At 43.8% G+C, this 18,320-nt stretch carries 16 protein-coding genes; 3 read left to right on the top strand and 13 right to left on the bottom strand.

Annotated elements, in window-relative coordinates; all coding sequences use genetic code 11:
• Positions 1-10: 10 nt before the first annotated feature.
• Positions 11-598, bottom strand: coding sequence for a transcriptional regulator BetI (gene betI / locus AC3IT7_RS06960; protein WP_489249883.1), 588 nt, complete (start codon positions 596-598; stop codon positions 11-13).
• Between the two features lie 260 nt (positions 599-858).
• Here betI and AC3IT7_RS06955 point away from each other — a divergent pair, with 260 nt between their 5' ends.
• Both AC3IT7_RS06955 and AC3IT7_RS06950 read left to right on the top strand, forming a co-directional pair.
• Positions 859-2,895 carry a choline transporter gene (locus AC3IT7_RS06955; RefSeq protein ID WP_489249882.1) on the top strand — a complete coding sequence of 679 codons (2,037 nt, stop codon included), beginning with the start codon at positions 859-861 and terminating at the stop codon, positions 2,893-2,895.
• A gap of 30 nt (positions 2,896-2,925) precedes the next feature.
• Positions 2,926-3,534 (top strand): MarC family protein, encoded by a 609-nt coding sequence (locus tag AC3IT7_RS06950; protein WP_489249881.1) that lies wholly within the window; start codon positions 2,926-2,928, stop codon positions 3,532-3,534.
• An 82-nt stretch (positions 3,535-3,616) separates the two neighbouring features.
• Here AC3IT7_RS06950 and AC3IT7_RS06945 read toward each other — a convergent pair whose 3' ends face one another.
• The 3 genes from AC3IT7_RS06945 to AC3IT7_RS06935 all read right to left on the bottom strand — a co-directional run bounded on the left by AC3IT7_RS06945 (position 3,617) and on the right by AC3IT7_RS06935 (position 8,905).
• Positions 3,617-5,779, bottom strand: coding sequence for a TonB-dependent receptor family protein (locus AC3IT7_RS06945; protein ID WP_489249880.1), 2,163 nt, complete (start codon positions 5,777-5,779; stop codon positions 3,617-3,619).
• Between the two features lie 519 nt (positions 5,780-6,298).
• Complete coding sequence (locus tag AC3IT7_RS06940; RefSeq protein WP_489249879.1) at positions 6,299-8,029, bottom strand: bifunctional protein-serine/threonine kinase/phosphatase; 1,731 nt, start codon at positions 8,027-8,029, stop codon at positions 6,299-6,301.
• A 66-nt stretch (positions 8,030-8,095) separates the two neighbouring features.
• Positions 8,096-8,905 (bottom strand): formate/nitrite transporter family protein, encoded by an 810-nt coding sequence (locus AC3IT7_RS06935; RefSeq protein WP_180096629.1) that lies wholly within the window; start codon positions 8,903-8,905, stop codon positions 8,096-8,098.
• A 286-nt stretch (positions 8,906-9,191) separates the two neighbouring features.
• Here AC3IT7_RS06935 and cynS point away from each other — a divergent pair, with 286 nt between their 5' ends.
• A complete protein-coding gene (gene cynS / locus AC3IT7_RS06930) occupies positions 9,192-9,641 on the top strand; it encodes a cyanase (protein WP_489249878.1) in 450 nt (149 codons plus the stop codon).
• A 656-nt stretch (positions 9,642-10,297) separates the two neighbouring features.
• Here the strand turns inward: cynS and AC3IT7_RS06925 are convergent.
• The 9 genes from AC3IT7_RS06925 to moaA form a co-directional block, all read right to left on the bottom strand.
• Positions 10,298-11,647, bottom strand: coding sequence for an MFS transporter (locus AC3IT7_RS06925; RefSeq protein ID WP_489249877.1), 1,350 nt, complete (start codon positions 11,645-11,647; stop codon positions 10,298-10,300).
• A 456-nt stretch (positions 11,648-12,103) separates the two neighbouring features.
• Positions 12,104-12,748 (bottom strand): ATP-binding cassette domain-containing protein, encoded by a 645-nt coding sequence (locus AC3IT7_RS06920; protein ID WP_489249876.1) that lies wholly within the window; start codon positions 12,746-12,748, stop codon positions 12,104-12,106.
• Between the two features lies 1 nt (position 12,749).
• Positions 12,750-13,433, bottom strand: coding sequence for a molybdate ABC transporter permease subunit (gene modB, locus AC3IT7_RS06915; RefSeq protein ID WP_489249875.1), 684 nt, complete (start codon positions 13,431-13,433; stop codon positions 12,750-12,752).
• Positions 13,434-13,435: 2 nt separating this feature from the next.
• A complete protein-coding gene (gene modA, locus AC3IT7_RS06910) occupies positions 13,436-14,215 on the bottom strand; it encodes a molybdate ABC transporter substrate-binding protein (protein WP_489249874.1) in 780 nt (259 codons plus the stop codon).
• A 38-nt stretch (positions 14,216-14,253) separates the two neighbouring features.
• Positions 14,254-15,495: a molybdopterin molybdotransferase MoeA gene (locus tag AC3IT7_RS06905; protein WP_489249873.1), complete on the bottom strand. Its 1,242-nt coding sequence runs from the start codon at positions 15,493-15,495 to the stop codon at positions 14,254-14,256.
• Positions 15,492-16,415 (bottom strand): bifunctional molybdenum cofactor biosynthesis protein MoaC/MoaB, encoded by a 924-nt coding sequence (gene moaCB / locus AC3IT7_RS06900; RefSeq protein ID WP_489249872.1) that lies wholly within the window; start codon positions 16,413-16,415, stop codon positions 15,492-15,494. Before moaCB ends, AC3IT7_RS06905 begins: the two co-directional genes overlap by 4 nt.
• An 83-nt stretch (positions 16,416-16,498) precedes the next feature.
• A complete protein-coding gene (locus tag AC3IT7_RS06895) occupies positions 16,499-17,017 on the bottom strand; it encodes a molybdenum cofactor biosynthesis protein MoaE (protein WP_489249871.1) in 519 nt (172 codons plus the stop codon).
• 1 nt (position 17,018) lies between these two features.
• Positions 17,019-17,285, bottom strand: a complete 267-nt coding sequence (locus tag AC3IT7_RS06890) for a MoaD/ThiS family protein (protein WP_489249870.1) — start codon at positions 17,283-17,285, stop codon at positions 17,019-17,021.
• A 2-nt stretch (positions 17,286-17,287) separates the two neighbouring features.
• Positions 17,288-18,319, bottom strand: a complete 1,032-nt coding sequence (gene moaA, locus AC3IT7_RS06885; RefSeq protein WP_489249869.1) for a GTP 3',8-cyclase MoaA — start codon at positions 18,317-18,319, stop codon at positions 17,288-17,290.
• Position 18,320 lies beyond the last annotated feature (1 nt).

Below are 18,320 nucleotides of genomic sequence, written 5' to 3'. Positions count from 1 at the left end.
ATTCCCTCGCCTATTTGTGTGATTTCAATTGCTGCTGGATAAACTGGCTACACATTTCGATCGGCATTTCTGGATCAATCTCGCCACTGATCAGTGCTCCACGTAGCCAGAAACCATCAATCAGTGCAGCTAGCCCTTGTGCCGCTTTTTCTGCTTCTGATTTGGACAGCACTTTCATAAATTCGTGCTTGAGATTGGAATGTAAGCGGTAATGGTTAACCTGTTGCAACCGATGCAAGTCCGGTTGGTGCAAGCTGCTCGCCCAAAATGCCAGCCAGACTTTCATGGCGGCCTTATTGGTTTGAGGTGCAGCAAAATTGCCCCGTACAATGGCAAGCAAACGTTGCTCAGGTGTGGCATCCACCTGGGTCTGCATTTCTGCCACGGTTTTACCTAACTGCTGCAATAAATAACGCATTGTTGCTTCAATGAGGCCATTTTTCCCGCCAAAATAATGGCTTATGATGCCGGTCGAAACACCGGCACGTTGTGCAATCTGGCTGATTGAGGTTTCTGCAAAACCTAATTCATTTACAGCAGCCAGGGTCGCGTCAATAAGCTGTTGACGGCGGATCGGTTGCATACCAACTTTTGGCATAAGACTAACCTGAATGACAAATCTAGAAATCGGACTCATGCTGCAACAGCAGAATGAGGTAACATTAAAAAACGTTTTTTTAATTGAACGATCAATTAATAAAAATTATAGTGCCTAGCAACCTCAGATGTACAGCGCAGTTTGTTTTGGATTTGCAAATGTTTGTAATTGATTCGGCTTTGACTCTTTTAGTGTCGAACCCTGTGTCAAATCGAACTGCGCTGTAAATCACATGACAATAAAACTACGGTCACAGATTTATGCAAAAGAAAACTGAACAAGTGCAGGATAGTCTGAATAAAGTGGTGTTTTATGTTTCAGCAACACTTATTCTGCTTTTTTCTCTCGTCACGATTTTATTTAATGAACAGGCCAATCTGGTCATCACCAATATTCTGAACTGGGTCAGTCGTACATTTAGCTGGTATTACCTGCTGGCTGCCACTTTATATCTGGTGTTTATTATTTTTATTGCCTGTTCACGTTATGGGGAAATCAAATTAGGGCCTAAACATTCCAAGCCTGAATTTAGTTTATTAAGCTGGTCAGCCATGCTGTTTTCTGCCGGAATCGGGATTGACCTGATGTTCTTCTCGGTGGCGGAACCTCTCTCGCATTATATGAATCCGCCCGTCGGTGACGGCCAGACTTTCGAGGCGGCTCGCCAGTCCATGGTCTGGACCCTGTTCCATTACGGTTTAACCGGCTGGAGCATGTACGCACTGATTGGGGTGGCACTGGGCTATTTCAGTTATCGGTATAACCTGCCGCTGACCATCCGTTCGGCACTCTATCCGATTTTTGGTAAAAAGATTCATGGCCCGATTGGGCATACGGTCGATACTGCGGCAGTACTTGGCACGATTTTCGGTATTGCGACCACCTGTGGTATTGGTGTGGTCCAGCTCAATTATGGCCTGCATGTGCTGTTTGATTTACCGGAAAACCTGTGGGTACAGACCGGATTAATCGCGGTCGCGGTGATTATTACCATTATTTCTGTCGCATCTGGGGTCAATAAAGGCATCCGCGTCCTTTCAGAAATTAATATTTATGTCTCGATTGGCCTGTTACTGTTTATTTTAATGATGGGCAATACCGAATTCTTGCTGGCCGCCCTGATTCAGAACTTTGGTGACTATATCAGTCAGTTTCCAAAGTTGTCCTTAACCAGTTTTCCATTTGAGCAACCTAAAGAATGGATGAACAGCTGGACCTTGTTCTTCTGGGCCTGGTGGATTGCCTGGTCTCCTTTTGTCGGGTTATTTCTGGCACGGATCTCTCGTGGGCGAACCATCCGTGAGTTTGTCGCTGGCACCTTGATTATTCCCCTATTATTTACCCTGACCTGGTTATCTATTTTTGGTAATAGTGCATTACATAGCGTCATGTTTGATGGGAATACACAGCTGGCGACCACTGTCCTGGAAAATCCGGCACATGGTTTCTATGACCTGCTGGCACAATATCCTGGCTTTACCTTTATTGCAGGAATCGCGACCATTACCGGCTTATTGTTCTATGTCACTTCTGCAGATTCTGGTGCTTTGGTACTGGGGAATTTCACCACTAAATTTACCAATATCGAGCATGATTCACCACGCTGGCTGAGTATTTTCTGGGCCATTGCCATAGGCCTGCTGACCCTGGCGATGCTGATGGCCAATGGGGTTACGGCCTTGCAGAACACGACTATTATTATGGGTCTGCCGTTTAGCTTTGTGATTTTCTTTGTCATGGCGGGCCTGTATAAATCCCTGCGCCTGGAAGATTTCCGTCAGGCCAGTACCAGCATGAATGCCGCTCCTGTGGTCGGAAACGTGGATATTTTCAACTGGAAAAAACGGCTTAGCCGGGTGATGTTACATCCGAGCCTGTCCCAAACCCGCAGCATGCTGGAAGATGTCTGCAAACCTGCTATTCAAGCGGTAGCAACTGAATTAATGAATAAGGGCGTGCATGTAGATGTACAGGAGAAACCGGTAGATGATGAGCCGGAACTCTATCATCTGGATCTGATTATTCAGCTCGATGAAGAAGAAAACTTTGTCTATGAAATCTGGCCGGTGCGCTATGACACGCCAAACTTCAGCTCACGCGGAAAACGTGCCAAACGTTATTACTACCGTCTGGAAAGTTATCTGTTTGAAGGTTCACAAGGCAATGATCTGGTCGGTTATAGCAAGGAACAGGTCATTAATGACATTCTGGATAAATATGAACGTCATATGATGTATCTGCATATTAACCGTATCAGTCCGGGTACACGTCCCCTGTTTCCAGACCGTGAAAACTAATACTGTCCAAGGTCTTAGAAGGAATTGATGATGTCAGAAAGCTTACATGCCTTTGCCCTGTTTTTTTCTTTGCTCAATCCATTTTTGATGAGTATTTATATGCTCGGAATTATCCGTAATTCCGAGGCCAAAGTATTTAACATGGCATTGATTCAGGGCAGCCTGATCAGTTTTATCGTCTTTATCATTTTTGCCAAGACCGGTGAAGCATTCTTTCAGGAAGTGTTGCATGTACGTTTTGAATCTTTCCAGATTTTTGGCGGTATCATCTTTCTGGTGATTGGTTATCGCTATGTCTTTGAAGGCGCCGATACCATTGGCGTGATGCGTGGGGCACCTCATCATCTGGCAGGCACCATTGCCATGCCATTTATGATTGGCCCGGGCACCATTTCAGCGGCGGTGATTACCGGCATTCAGCTCAGTTTATGGCAAACCATGCTGGTGATTTTTCTTACCCTATTTTTGACCTGTAGCCTGCTGATTCTAATGAAATACCTGCATGATCATTTGCAGCATAAATATTCCAGCTACATAGATTTATATGTGGATATTGTTGGCCGTGTTGCTGCGCTGCTGATCGGTACCATTGCGATCGACATGATCGTCACGGGCGTCAATGGAATTATCCAGGGATAATCAAGAAGCACTTCTAATATTAAATTGACCAAAAAAAGAGCGGGCTAATCCCCGCTCTTTTTTTGCTATCAGAGCCTCACCTTTAAAACTTGAAAGATACGCCAGCATAAGTCGAGAATCCTTCTCCCGGCGAAGATCGGGCTACATCATCACCTTGATCGTTATAGCCTGGAATCACGACCGCAGCATATTTTTCATCGGTGATATTTTTGAAGTTGATCCAGGTTTTCCAGGACTGGTGTTCAGGTGCATAACCCAGATCAATGCCCCAGATCTGGTAATCATCACTAAAGCGGCTATTGGCATAATCATGCGCCATTTTAGAGGCATACTCGGTATTCAGGCCAATATAAAAACCATTATGCATGGCATAACTGAGCTGTGCCTGATACAAATGTTTTGGAATCCCGGGCAACTGGTTTTCGCCAAATAGCGGATCATTTTTATATTGAAAATCACTCAGCGTATAGGCCTGTTGCAAACGCAACTCACCGTGTTGAAATTCGCGTAGAGGTGTATCTAAACTGAGTTCGACGCCTTGATGAATGGTTGGCGTGGCATTTGCTTCTACACCAATTCTTTCTTTTGAAGGGGCAGTATTATTTCCATAATCCTTAATCATTTCAGAAGTTAAAAGTTCATTTTTAACTTTAGAATAATAATAGCTTAGCGCCCAGTCGCCAAAGCCTGATTGGCCACGTCCACCCACTTCAAAACTATTTGCAGTCTGGGTTTTTAAATGAATCGGAGCACGTACCCGACCTGAGGCAACCCCTTCATCAAAATAATAAGGTGATGACCATGCCATCGCCCAAGGATGAGCCGGTTCAATGCTACGGCTTAAATTGGCAAACCACTGCAAAGACTCGTTTGGCTGATAAGTCATCCCGAGACGTGGGGCAAAATGCCACTCATATTGATTAATTCTAGGACTGGCAACTGGATAAGTCACTTCACTTTCACGATGGGCATAAACTGCTGCAAGACCCAGATCGAGGGAAAGCCGGTCATTGAGCGCCGTTTGCTGATCAAACTGCAATACGTTGTCTGAACCACGATAGGTATATCGGCGTGTGACCGTATCTGCCGGATACTCGATTTCATCAATAACCCTGTCAGTACGGATGGTTTCCGTCACGCCACTGTTGGGCCGATGTGTGGTACTGCGCAAGGCAATACGTCCCTGATGCTCGAGTCCAAATAATTGGTAGGGTTTTTCATACTGAATACGTGCAGTAATATCTTCATAATCGACATTGGTGCGATAACTGCTTTCACGCAAGTCTAGCGGATAATGATGATAAGCCAGACTTCCTGTCAGTTTTGCATCATCCTGCAAATTCCAGGTGGTGGTATTGGCGAGCCAGGTACTGCCGGGCTGAATCCGTTTGGCATCTACGGCCAAATTAAAACTATTGGCTGCTTCAGGATCATTTTTCAGCTGTTCCTGGGTAATACGCCCAGGTGTCAGATGTTTGCTTTCGCGGTAACGGGCATAAAAACGGGTTTCAATGTCCGGGCTAATCTGGTAGCTAAGATTAAAAGCCAGACCTTTGCCATCACCTTCGGCATGATCCTGAATTCCGTCAAACTGTGAACCGGTCACTGCCAGATAATAATCCATCTGATCCAGTTTTCGGCCGGTACTGAACTGGTATTTCTGATAACCATGGCTGCCTGCTTCATACTTCAGCTCAGAACCATTCTGCTCGGCACCGGTTCTGCTTTTATAGTTAATCGCTCCGCCTAAAGCCAGCGCTCCCTGTTTAAAACCGTTTGCACCACGGTAGACGCCAACATGATCAATCCACCAAGGTTCTAGTAATTCATAAGCTGTGCCGCCCGGCCCGGTAAATGGAATGTCATCAATCAATACAAAAGTACCAGAGGCATGGGCACCTGAAGTCCGGTTAATACCGGAACCACGGATGGAAACCTTGGCTCCTTCATTGCCCGGGGATTGAGCATAGATACCGGGTTGCAAACGAAACACATCGGCATTATTTGCAATATGCTGATGCTCAAGTTGCTGGGCTGAAATAAAATTGGTGCCACCTGAAGTCTGAGCAAGCTCGGCCTGATATTGCTGCTGTGGATCTGCCTGTTCAGCGCTGACCACGATGGTGTTGAGCTGCTGTACAGTCTTCTGGCTTATAGATGTTTCGGCATACACAGCGCTTGAAAGAACTGAAAGAATCATCAAGCTAAGCGGTTTTTTATTTAGTGGAATCGTTATCGTATTCATATCGGGTTTATACAATCCTGTATCCGTGATCGTAATCCTGCGGGATTCTGGTTTTAAAAATCATGGCGTAGCATAAATGAACAATCCTGAATCAAAGCATTATTTTCTGCCAAAAAACTGACTGATCAGCGTATGTTTTTTGATTTAATTTTATATTTTTTCTATGATTGAACTTGCAAAATCTTTACTACATCTACACAAGTTCCAGGAACTTAAAAATTAACTATTTGATTATAAATAATAAGTTATTTAATTCTGCACAGATGTATTTCCAGTTGGCAAAATATAATATACAGATAAATTTACCTGGAGCTAAACCAGTTTCTTTATCTATAAAGCCGGTTAAAATTGAGCGGATGATTGATCCCATGTCATTCATAAGCTCTTTATAAAGCCTTATAGAGCTAAATTTCTATATCATGGCCTTTGCTATTTTTTTAATTTTTCGCAGCAAAATTTACAACAGCATTTCCGATAGTACTGGTTTGACAGATTAAAATTCGCCTATGGAGCTGATCTTCATTTGATAAAATACAGGGAAACCAGCAAGAGCACTAAAACAAACAGAGTCGCGGTGCAACATTGCCAGAATGCAAGCGGATGACGCTCAATAACAGGACGCGAAGCAGATTGTTTTAATTCAAGGTCGGGTTGTTTCAGTTCATAGATAAAGGCTGAAAGTGCCTCATAACGTTGCTCTGGACGAATTGACAATGCTTTTTTTAAAATCATGTCCAAAGCATCGGGTAAGTCTGGACGATATTCAGATAGCGGATGATAGCGTACCTGTTTTAATTTTTTTTCGGTCTTGCAGCGCGCCAGCTCTGTCCCATAAGGCAATTGCCGGGTCAATAAATAATAGCTCATTACCGCCAGCGAAAACTGGTCTGATTTTACCGAAGGTGAATGCCCTGTAAAATATTCAGGTGCCATAAATGCCAGCGTTCCTAATGGCACATCTGCATGTTTAGGATTTAATTCGGCCAGCCCCCTGACCGCCGTCGATCCATAATCAATCAGTTTAACTTTCAAAGCATCGATCGGTTCAAGCAGCATGACATTTTCTGGTCGTACATCCTGATGTAGCATTTCAAGTCGATGCATGGCATTTAGTGCTTTGGCTACCTGCTCAATGATCGGCAGCAACTGCTCCAAGCTTAGATTATTTTTCTGACAATGTAGCCAGTGGCTTAGACTTTGCCCCTGCAAGTATTCATAACTCTGAAACAAAAACTGCTTGCGGCCGCGATGAGGATAGCATTGCATTAAATTTTCATGCTTTAAACGTTTTGATACCCAGTCTTCCAGTTGAAATTGTTCTACCGCTTTTAGATCATCTTGCAAATCGACAGATAAGGTTTTAATGACCAGTTGATTTTGCGTCACCTCGTCGTGTGCTAAATAAAGACTACTACGATGATTTTGGTGCAAAATTTTATCAACCCGATAGCCTTCGAACAGATCGCCATGATTGAGCAGCTGTGGAAATAAAATATCATTCTGTATTTGGAAGTTTTCTGCTTCAGCTAATGCATCAATCCGGATGATTTGAATAGTGAGATTGTCATCACTGCCACGTTTTAAGGCCAGTTCAACCACAGATTTGGCAATAGCATTCAGGCTTTGTTTTTGCAAAAGCATATCTGCAAGCAGCTGTATATCAATAAATTCATAGGCGCCATCGGTCATCAGCAGAAAGATATCATCTTCATATAACTCAAGCTGTTGATAATCAACCTCTATCCGGTGATCTACACCTAAAGCACGACTTAAATAATGTTCGGTTGAAGACAGGCAAACCCGATGATCAATGGTCAGTTGTTCAATACTCTGCGCCTGAATGCGATAAATCCGGCTATCGCCCACATGAAAAAGATGTGCCCTATTTTGTTTCAAAATCAGCGCGCTGAAGGTGCAGACATAACCCCGGTCTTTATCAAAACGCCCTTGGCTCTGCTGGGTCTGGGCATAGAGCCAGGAGTTGGTGGCGCGAATCACACGCGCAGCCGAAGTTTGGGTGCTCCAGGCATCCGAAGTTGAATAATAATCAGATAAAAAACTGCTCACCGCAGTTTCTGCCGCAATATGGCTGACATTGCTACTGCTGATTCCATCTGCAATTGCACAGGCAATACCTTTGCTGCTCAGTGCATAACCATCCGGAATATAAATGCCATGAAAATCCTGATTTTGTGCCTTGATTCCAGCAGAAGAATATTGCCCGATACTGATCTTTAGTTTTTTATTCATTTTCGATACTCAAAAAGGGATCAAATTGATCCCTTTATTTTTATGCTATGCACTCATTATTTGCGCTTAGAATTCTTTTTTGTCGCCAGTGCGTACATGCGTGGTATACAGCGCCAGACCTGTCAAAGCTAAACCACCCACCAGATTGCCCAGTGCTACCGGTAGTTCATTCCACAAAAAATAGTCGCTAATCGAGAAGTCACCACCCATCATCATGGCAAATGGGAACAGGAACATATTCACGACGGAATGCTCAAAGCCCATGGCAAAGAACAGCATGATTGGCATCCACATTGCGATGAATTTTCCGCTGACTGTGGTCGACATCATGGCACCAATGACACCGAGTGAGACCATCCAGTTACATAGCATGCCGCGAATAAAGATCGTCATCCAGCCAGCAAAGCCATATTCGGCATAGCCCAAAGTCCGGTCTTCACCAATATGGGCAATTTTAACTCCGACTGCATTCGGCTCAGCAGCGAAACCCATGGTATAGACCGCGGCCATCAATACTGCGACAGTTAAACATCCGGCAAAGTTACCTAAAAAAACCAGCCCCCAGTTTTTTAAAATACGCGCCCATGTTACCCCCGGACGTTTGTCTAACCAGGCCAAAGGCGTCAAGACAAACACCCCGGTCAGCAGGTCATAACCCAGTAGATACAACATGCAAAAACCGACTGGAAACAACAGCGCACCGATCAGAGGCACCCCTGTTTGTACGGCAATCGTCACCGCAAATACTGCTGCCAGTGCCAGAATCGCGCCCGCCATAAATGCACGAATTAAAACATCCCGTGTTGCCATATGCAGTTTTGCTTCACCAGCATCGACTACTTTTTTTGCAAATTCTGCAGGAGCAAGATAAGCCATATTTATATCCCCTTTATATAAAACTTTTAACTGTTATGAAATAAAAAGATGCCTAAGGTCTATTTCAACCTTAGGCATCTTTGCCTTTTTCATTCAAACAGATCAATCGTGTCATGGCGCCGTTGCCATATTTATCTAATAAAAAAGCAAATAGCATGCCATCTATTTAATATTATTTAAATGAGGTCAAAAATTATTATAAAATTTAAAAAATCAAGATTATATTGGCATGATCCATGCATTAGCTATAGAGATAATTTTTAGAATATAGGGATTGGAGAATATTATGATTAGCCATCGTCAACAAGTGACAGACATGATTATTTCAGCCAAAGTTTTAAAGTCTATAAAATGGTCAGATGTTGCTGAAACTATAGGGCTCTCTAAAGAATGGACAACTGCTGCATGTTTAGGTCAGATGGCTTTTAATAAAGAACAGGCAGAAAAAATTGGTGAAATATTTGAATTGACTGATGAAGCTGTTGCATGGCTGCAAATCGTTCCTTATAAAGGTTCTTTGCCGACCAGCGTACCGACAGATCCATTGATTTATCGCTGGTATGAGGTTGTCAGTGTCTATGGCATGACCATTAAAGAACTCATTCATGAAGAATTTGGCGATGGAATTATGAGTGCCATTGATTTCAATATGGATATTCAACGTGAGAATAACCCGAATGGGGATCGGGTGAATGTCGTATTATCGGGTAAATTCTTACCCTATAAAACGTATTAATTTTTTCTGATCCATAAAAGCCATCCTGTCGATGGCTTTTTATTTTTATAACCCTATCGCTTATTTACACTTTGGATTAAAATGATTCGTCTTCGCTAATTATTTCAAATCAATTAAAATCAAAAAATAGTTTTAAGAGCTATTATTAATTTTTTAAATTAACCTCTTTTATATTTATCTATAAAAAAAATATATTAAAAAAACTTTTCAGAATATTTAATCAGGATTATTGGTTTTTTCATAAGTCAAAAAATATTATTAGCTTCATCCTTAAATGGGGAATAAAAAACCTTCGTCTGGGTTGTAAAGAATCTTTTTATCATAATTTAAAATAATGTAAGTAAGAACTCTCATCTTATTAGATATCTTTCATAAATCGAAAAATGATCGTTACATTCATATTTAATGAAGTTTGGAAGTTCCTTCTCCCTTTGGGATGAGAAGCATAGCTTCGCAAGAGGATGAGGGTAATTCTTAGAAACAACCTCTCCCTTGCGCAGCAGTGCTGCTCATCTCCTACAAGGAGAGAGAATTTCTTTTTAATGATTAAAAAATGATTTATGAAAGAACTCTATTAATTTCGATTTAAACCATTGAATGCAACAAGAAGGATCTGTTGATCCTTCTTGTTAATACCTGTTATTTTCAAAATTGCATTATTGCTGTGCTTCAGCCAATTGACGTTCATTTACTGCCTGTTCATATAAAAGCTGTTCTTTTTCCTTATGCTCGACAGAGAAACGAATCATCAATACACAACTTGCAGCAATCACGACCAAGCTACCCAGCACCATCAAGGTGGTTTGAATATCCAGCATGCCTTTGAGCAAAAAGCCTGCGGCGACTGCCCCGACATTACCACCGGCACCAATAATACCGGCCACACCACCCAAGGCATCACGATCAATAAATGGCACCAATGCATAGGTCGCGCCACAGGCCATATGAGTAAACAAGGCAAATACGGTCATCGCCAGAATAGCCAAGGTTGCGCTGTTCATTTGCGAGAATAAAATCAGAAATAAACCTTCCAGCATGATCAAGGCAAACAGGACTTTGGTTCGGCCATCCAGACCTTTTTGAATAGCGACTTTATCAGACACAATGCCACCCAAGGCACGGGCAAACAACGCCAGCAAACCAAAAATACCGGCGGCCATCCCCGCTTCTTTTAGACCAAACTGGAAGTTATCGACAAAGTACAAGGCAATAATATTATGGATGAAAATTTCAATCCCGAAGCAGGCGGCGTAAGCACCGAACAAGATCCACACACGGTAGTTACGCGCTGCGTGCATCAAAATAGCAACTCCGCCTTTCTTATCACTACCAACCGAGATGCCTTGGGCACGAAGTTCTTTAAAATTGCCTTGTGGACAGTCCTGGGTGAATTTCCAGTACAGCACACCGACAATAATCATCAGAATACCCGGAACCAGAAGCGCGATTCTCCAGCCCATCGACTGCTCGACACCAAACATCACCAAGGCCGCCAGCATTAATGGCATCAGTGCTTGAGTGGCGCCACCACCGGCATTACCCCAGCCTGCCGTGGTAGCATTTGCTGTTCCGACCACATTTGGTGCAAACATAATACTGGTATGGTATTGCGTGATGACAAAGCTGGCACCAATTGCACCAATCAATAAGCGGAAGAATAAAAAGGATTCATAGCTGTTGGCAGAAGCCACACCAAAGACTGGAATACTGCCAATAATCAGCAAGGCAGTATAGGTTTTACGTGGCCCATATTTATCACATAACGGCCCCACGATTAGACGCACCAGAATTGTAATGGCAACTGCGGCAATATTAATATTGGCAATCTGCTCTTTGGTCAGACTAAATTCGCCTGCAATAACTGGCATTAATGGCGCACAGGCAAACCATGCAAAAAAACAGACAAAAAAAGCGAGCCAACTCATATGGAAGGCCCGCATCGCTGAAGTACTGAAGTTAAATAGACTTATTTTTGTTGCTTTGTTACGACTTGTATTTGAAGACATAGCCATTTCCTTATCAGAACTGAACATATTTAAGTCACTGTGATGCAAGAAGCATTTCAGTAACGATCAGAACGGACGTCTTTGGCCGTCATACAAATATAGAGTCTTCTTTGACTTTGTAATAATTATGCACAGGATGTGCCAGTTTATGTCTCAAATAAACTAAATATATGTTTTATATAATAAATATTTTTCTACTTTTTAATATACGTACTATTGCTTAAGGAATATCAGCAATATTTTTGAGTTTTTTTGAAAAACTTACTAGAGGATGACTTTTTTCGATTCGTGACTGGTTTGAATTGGTTCGGGTTTGGAAATAAAAATTTATTTTGCTTAGGCTATTTTGAGTATGATCTGAATATGGAGGATGCTAGCGAGTGTTAAAATGGAGAAAAATATTTGGGAAGCATTTGTCGTTTTAAAATTGCATTTATGATTTAGAACATATTGATTTCACCGAGACAGCTTACCTTTTTCACATTGCAGCACCTCTGCCTGTAAATATTCCACTTCATCTAGATGATGTGTGACGTAAATCATCGGCAAATGGGTCTGATGAATCACAGCTTTCATAAAAGGTAAAATCTGCTGCTTGAGTTTCTGATCAAGTCCATTCAGAGGTTCATCCAAAAGTAATAAATCAGGTGAAGATAACAGTGCCCGCCCTATCGAGACACGTTGTGCCTGCCCCCCAGAAAGTTGATGTGCGCGATGCTGAAGTAATGGTTTAAGTTCTAGTAGCTCGACAATGTCTTCAAAAATAAATTTCTGCTGGCCTTTATTTTTTATGACCAGATGTTCTGCATATTTCAGATTTTGCATGACATTCATATGTGGAAATAACAAGGCTTGCTGAAAAATCAGGGCAATCTTTCTTTGATGAACAGGAATATTGCGCTTCTGCTGATGGTCAAATAGTACTTTTTGCTGAAAATGAATAAAGCCCTGTGAAGGTTTTAATAATCCTGCGATATTTTTTAAAAAGGTGCTTTTGCCACTGCCCGATGCCCCGACAATCCCGATCAACTGCGATTGCATGTCTAAACTGGCCTGTAGCTGGAAATTTGCATAATTAAACTGAAAGTCACAGTTCAGCATTTCAAGCCTCCAATTTACGTTGATATTTCTGCATGATCCAGTAATTTGCAATCAAGGCAGAAAAAGCCAGAATGAGAGATAAAATGACCAGACGCATGGCCATGTGTTCTCCATCAGGCTGTTGTAACAGGCTATAAATGGCAATCGGAATGGTACGGGTTTCCCCGGGAATATTCCCGACAAAGGTAATGGTGGCGCCAAACTCTCCCAGACTGCGACTAAAACATAAAATACTGCCAATTAAAATTCCGGGTAATGCCAGAGGCAGACTAATACTCCAGAATACACGCCACGGCGCTGCCCCCAGCGATCCTGCCACCTGTTCTAACTGTCGGTTCAGCATTTGAAAGGACAAACGAATCGGTTGAACCATTAAGGGAAATGCCACAATCATGGCAGCCAGTACCGCACCCTTCCAGTTAAAGACCAGCTGGATTCCCCAAGCCTGCAAATATTGCCCCAGCATGCCCTGATGACCAAACACGATCAGCAAAAGATAACCCAGCACTACCGGTGGCAGAACCATGGGCATCTGTAGAATCGCCTCAACGAGGAACTTAGCCCTGAACTCATAACGTGCCAACCACCATGCCACGGCGATGGCAAACGGCAGACTCACTGCTGTGGCAAAGCCTGCCACTTTGGCTGAAAGCGCCAAGGCACTCAGTTCTTCTGGTGTCAGCATAATCAGAGAACCGCTTTGAGCTTAAAGCCATATTTCTGGAAAATCTGTCTGGCCTGTAGGCTGGACTGGATGAATTCAGAAAACTGGATGGCGGCTTTATTTTTCTGTCCCTGACGGGTTAATGCAAGTGGATACATAATCGGATGATGCGTACTGGCTGGAAATACGCCTGAAATTCTTACTTTTTTACTGATCAAGGCATCAGTTTTATAGACAATACCGACCTGACATTCCCCACGTTCGACCAAAGCCAAAGTTGCACGGACATTATCTGTACCGACGATTCTGCCGTGCAGCGAATTCAACCAGCCTAGCCGGGTTAGACTTTGTTTGGCATATTTCCCGGCAGGTACTGACTCCATTTGCCCTGCACATACATAACCCGAAAAAGCATCGGCAAATTTAAATTGCGACGACATTTTAAAATTGATTTTCTGGGAAACAGGACTGATCAACACCAGCTCATTGAACAATACAGGCTGCACCTGACTGGCCTGAATTTTTTGTTTATTGACCAGATCCTGCATCCAGTCCGAATCGGCCGAGAAAAACAGATCACTGCTGGCGCCCGCTGCAATTTGTTTTGCCAGTATCGAAGATGCGCCAAAAACCGGAACTATCCGGAGATCCGCGTGCTGTTTCTGATAGATCCTGGAAATATCCGTGATGGCATTGGTCAGACTGGCAGCGGCATATATTTTCACGGTTTCGGCATGCAACAGTGTCGATACCAGCAACATTGCGGTGAATGATAACGTGCATAAACATTTAAATAGCAACATCAGTTGTGACCATTGCCCTGAAATTATGAGCTTGATAATTAAATAAAGAGTCCCTGCACGACCTGTCCGGCCTGAATCGTCTGTCCTGCCGGAATACGCACCAGACAATTGGCCTGCAGCAAATTACTCAACATATGGGATTGCTGTTTTCCCAGACTTTGCAGCTTTAAGCTGCCTTGATCAAATTCAGCCCTCATTCTCAGGAAACGCTCGCGGGCACCAGCTTTCAAGTCATGGCTCATGACCGCACTGATCCATGCCGGTGCCTGCTTTTGTCCTTGCAAAGTATTTAATAAAGTACGGGTATAGACCTGCATACCGACATAAACCGCCGCCGGATTGCCCGGTAGTCCCAAGAGATAACAGCAAGATTGATCAGGCCGTGGATACTTGGCAAATAGCATCGGCTTTCCGGGTTTCTGTTTCACTTTCCAGAACACTTGCTCAAAACCCTGAGCCAAGGCAACCGGACGAATAAAATCATAATCCCCCACGGAAACCCCGCCAGTGCTCAGAATCACATCATATTTATTTTTTAGCCTATTCAATAGTGAATGCAGTTCAGACTCATTATCTGATACATGCAGAATATCAATCTGTTGTCCTTGTGCTTGAAACCAGGCCTGAATCAGCGGTGCATTGGCATCAAAGATTTTTCCGGTCTTAAAGTCCTCAATACTGGATGCCACTTCATCACCGGTAATGACCACGGCCACTTTAGGATAGCGATAGACCAGCACCTGTTGTACTCCGGCCATGCTCAAAAATGAGATCGCACCAATATTCAATTGCTGACCTGCATCTGCCAGACACTGCCCTTGGGCAATTTCTTCACCCGCATCGCGAATATCGGCATGCAGATTTAAGTCCATTGTCAGGACAATATGGCCGGCATGCGTCTCGACAATTTCCTGACGGGCAACCGTTGTGGTGCCTGCCGGAATTCTGGCACCGGTAAAAATACGCATCGCCTGACCGGGTTGTAATTGAGTGGTATCACTTTGCCCGGCGCGAACTTCTCCAACCAGTTCAAAAGTACTGTGTGCCGTCACAGCATTTGCACTACACAATGCATAACCATCCACCGCACTTTGTGAAAATAGTGGCAATACGATGGCTGAATCAATCGCGGCTGCCAAGTAACGGTTCAAGGCCTGATCCAGTGGCAGCATTTCGGTTGCCAAGGTTTGCGTCTGTTCCAGAATCATCTGCAAAGCCTGATCGACTGAAATCAGCCCAGGTTCAGCACCGCAGGCAGAATGTACGATGACCTGATTCACTGATAACCTCCTGTATGCGAAATATTTTTTTGTACATCAAATAAATGTACCAAAGCAGGAAGTACCGCGATCAGCGATTCTTTCGCACCCTGACGGCTTCCGGGCAAGGTCATCACTAAACTTTGATCAATATAGCCCGCAACACCACGGCTCAAAGCTGCATAAGGAGTACGTTTCTGACCAAAACTTCTTGAAGCTTCCATCAGACCGGGAATTTCCCGCTGCAATAACGGTTGCAGGGTTTCCACCGTTAAGTCTTTGGGGCCCAAACCGGTGCCACCTACAGTTAAAATCAGTGGATAATGATTTTTATGCTGTGCAATCAGTGCCAATAACTGTTCCGGATCATCAGGAATCACCTGATAACTGATCGAACTAAAATTGGCTTCTTCCAGAATTTCCAGCACATTTTGTCCGGCCGTATCGGGTTTTTTACCCGCTGCAACGGTATCGGACAGCACAATGACTGACGCAGACAAGCTCTCTTTCAGTACCCGGGTAAAATGCGATTTACCGCCTTTTTTCTGCTGTAACCTGCATTGATCCAGTGACAAATCTTCTGGTTCGCAATGTGGTTTAAGCATGTCGTACAAGGTCAGACCAGCCAGACTGACTGCGGTCAAGGCTTCCATTTCCACACCAGTCGGCCCGATGGTTTCAACGGTGGCAATAATCTCGACATGCGCATCAAACAGTTCATATTCCACATCGGCACGATAAATCGGTAATGGATGGCACAGTGGAATCAGTTCATCGGTACGTTTAGCACCTAAAATGCCGGCAATACGGGCAGTTTTCAGCGCATCACCTTTTTCGGTATTGCCCTGACGTAACAGCTCGATGCAATGTGGTGGTGCATGCAAGATGCCTGTCGCAATTGCGGTACGATAACTTTCTGCTTTCATCCCTACATTTTTCATGTGCTGTTCCTGGATTATTTATATAAATTTTCTGATCAATGATTCATGCAATAAATTTTCTAAAAAGCGGACTTCAACGGATGCTAATGTGCTGCATGATGCTGACAGTGCTGAGTCCCTGAATGCTGCGTAGCTGGAGAACGAATATGCTCGTGATCTTTTCGGATACAACAGCCTTCAACATACTGGCTGCTGCCGTCCATATAAAACTCTTCTTTCCAGACCGGGACTTCATGTTTTACCCGTTCAACGGCTTCCTCACAGGCAGCGAATGCTTCACGACGATGGGCTGCATACGCCAGGGCAATAATCGCTGTGTCTCCTATCTCCAGTGCCCCAACACGATGTACCACACGCACATAAGACACCTGATATTTGGCCTGAATCTGCTGTTCAATTTCGCGGATCATTTTTTCAGCCACAGGCGCATAAGCGGTATATTTCAGGGCGCGAACCGCTTTGCCTTGATGGTGGTTACGGACTGTACCGATGAAAATACCAATGCCGCCACATTCTGGAAAATGCGTTATGCCATCAAAATCTTCCAGCCGAAAAGCAGTCTGCTGGATCCGGGCAAATTGTCTTAGTGACTTGAGTTGCATCTCAGCCTCCTGCTACCGGCGATAACAGCACCAGCGTACTGTCCTGAGTTAATACTTTGTGTCTGGAAATAATGTCCTCACCGATTGCACAGGCACAGCGCTCTAGTGTTGAATGCACATCTGGATAGAGTGACAGCAATTGGTTCAGGACTTCAGAAACCTGAATATCTGCTGCACATTGCAACCTCAAATCGGCTGGAAGCTGCCGTTCAATCGCACCAAAGGCTTCAATTTTTATCTGGATCGGGTTTTGATCTGTGAATGACATGTTTATCCTCCAATACTGTGCATACTGATTTTTCGAATCGGTTTTTGTATTTGTGCTTGCTGTTGCTGGATAGCATGGAAACCGGCTTCTTTTTGCCAAATATAAGTACGGAGCTTGTGCTGAAATGTCTGTATAGTAGATCCATTCCGTACCAATTGTTCTATATCTGCTTTCAGATTCAGGCTCTGTCTGGCGAATAAACAGTTATAAAACTTACCCTGTGCGTTTAAGCGCAGACGGTCGCAATCGCCACAAAATGAATGGCTAATGGTGGAAATAATCCCCAGTGACTGACCATTGACCAGATAGCCACGAGCCGGATTAGCACCCTGGTCTTGCAACACTTCGACCTCAAATTCAGTTTTGAGCTGGTTTAAAATATCCTGTTCACTCACCACATCGGCCGGATTCCATTTTTGGTCGCCATCCAGCGGCATAAACTCAATAAAGCGCAGTTCTACCCTTTGCTGCTGTGCCCATTTCACTAAAGGAATAATCTGGTTGTCATTAATACCCTTGAGCAGCACACAATTGATCTTGACTGATAGACCTGCCTGTTGCGCAGCAGCAATGCCTTCTAGAACTGGTGGTAATTGTTTTTGGGTTAATTGCTGAAACTGTTCCGGATCAAGACTGTCCAGACTGATATTCAGGTCATCCAGTCCGGCCTGTTTTAAGGCCTGAGCATGCTGTTTTAAATAATGGCCATTGCTGGTCATAGAAATACGTTTCAGACCAAAGCCTTTCAGGGTTTGTAAACGGGCAATAAAATGCACAATGCCCTGACGCATCAGAGGTTCACCACCGGTCACCCGGATCTGTTCAATGCCATGGCGCACCAGCAACTCGCAGAATGCATACAGTGCTTCGAAACTGAGCAGGTCTTTTTTTTTCATCCATTCCGGATGTTCAGGCATACAGTAGCTGCACTTAAAATTACAGCGATCAGTCACAGAAATCCGTAATTTACGTTTCTGCCGTCCAAACTGATCCTGAAAGATGCTGCGAGGTGCCAAAGCTGTCATGCTGTTCATT

The sequence above is a fragment of the Acinetobacter sp. KH_038 genome, assembly GCF_057839405.1.
Note: the sequence above shows the minus strand (reverse complement) of the source record. Positions and strands in the feature narration are given on the sequence as shown.

Excerpts from the sequence above, each read along its gene's own strand:
- betI (WP_489249883.1), bottom strand. The coding sequence starts at position 598 with ATGCCAAAAGTTGGTATGCAACCGATCCGCCGTCAACAGCTTATTGAC.
- AC3IT7_RS06955 (WP_489249882.1), top strand. The coding sequence starts at position 859 with ATGCAAAAGAAAACTGAACAAGTGCAGGATAGTCTGAATAAAGTGGTG.
- AC3IT7_RS06950 (WP_489249881.1), top strand. The coding sequence starts at position 2,926 with ATGTCAGAAAGCTTACATGCCTTTGCCCTGTTTTTTTCTTTGCTCAAT.
- AC3IT7_RS06945 (WP_489249880.1), bottom strand. The coding sequence starts at position 5,779 with ATGAATACGATAACGATTCCACTAAATAAAAAACCGCTTAGCTTGATG.
- AC3IT7_RS06940 (WP_489249879.1), bottom strand. The coding sequence starts at position 8,029 with ATGAATAAAAAACTAAAGATCAGTATCGGGCAATATTCTTCTGCTGGA.
- AC3IT7_RS06935 (WP_180096629.1), bottom strand. The coding sequence starts at position 8,905 with ATGGCTTATCTTGCTCCTGCAGAATTTGCAAAAAAAGTAGTCGATGCT.
- cynS (WP_489249878.1), top strand. The coding sequence starts at position 9,192 with ATGATTAGCCATCGTCAACAAGTGACAGACATGATTATTTCAGCCAAA.
- AC3IT7_RS06925 (WP_489249877.1), bottom strand. The coding sequence starts at position 11,647 with ATGTCTTCAAATACAAGTCGTAACAAAGCAACAAAAATAAGTCTATTT.
- AC3IT7_RS06920 (WP_489249876.1), bottom strand. The coding sequence starts at position 12,748 with ATGCTGAACTGTGACTTTCAGTTTAATTATGCAAATTTCCAGCTACAG.
- modB (WP_489249875.1), bottom strand. The coding sequence starts at position 13,433 with ATGCTGACACCAGAAGAACTGAGTGCCTTGGCGCTTTCAGCCAAAGTG.
- modA (WP_489249874.1), bottom strand. The coding sequence starts at position 14,215 with ATGTTGCTATTTAAATGTTTATGCACGTTATCATTCACCGCAATGTTG.
- moaCB (WP_489249872.1), bottom strand. The coding sequence starts at position 16,415 with ATGAAAAATGTAGGGATGAAAGCAGAAAGTTATCGTACCGCAATTGCG.
- AC3IT7_RS06895 (WP_489249871.1), bottom strand. The coding sequence starts at position 17,017 with ATGCAACTCAAGTCACTAAGACAATTTGCCCGGATCCAGCAGACTGCT.
- AC3IT7_RS06890 (WP_489249870.1), bottom strand. The coding sequence starts at position 17,285 with ATGTCATTCACAGATCAAAACCCGATCCAGATAAAAATTGAAGCCTTT.
- moaA (WP_489249869.1), bottom strand. The coding sequence starts at position 18,319 with ATGAACAGCATGACAGCTTTGGCACCTCGCAGCATCTTTCAGGATCAG.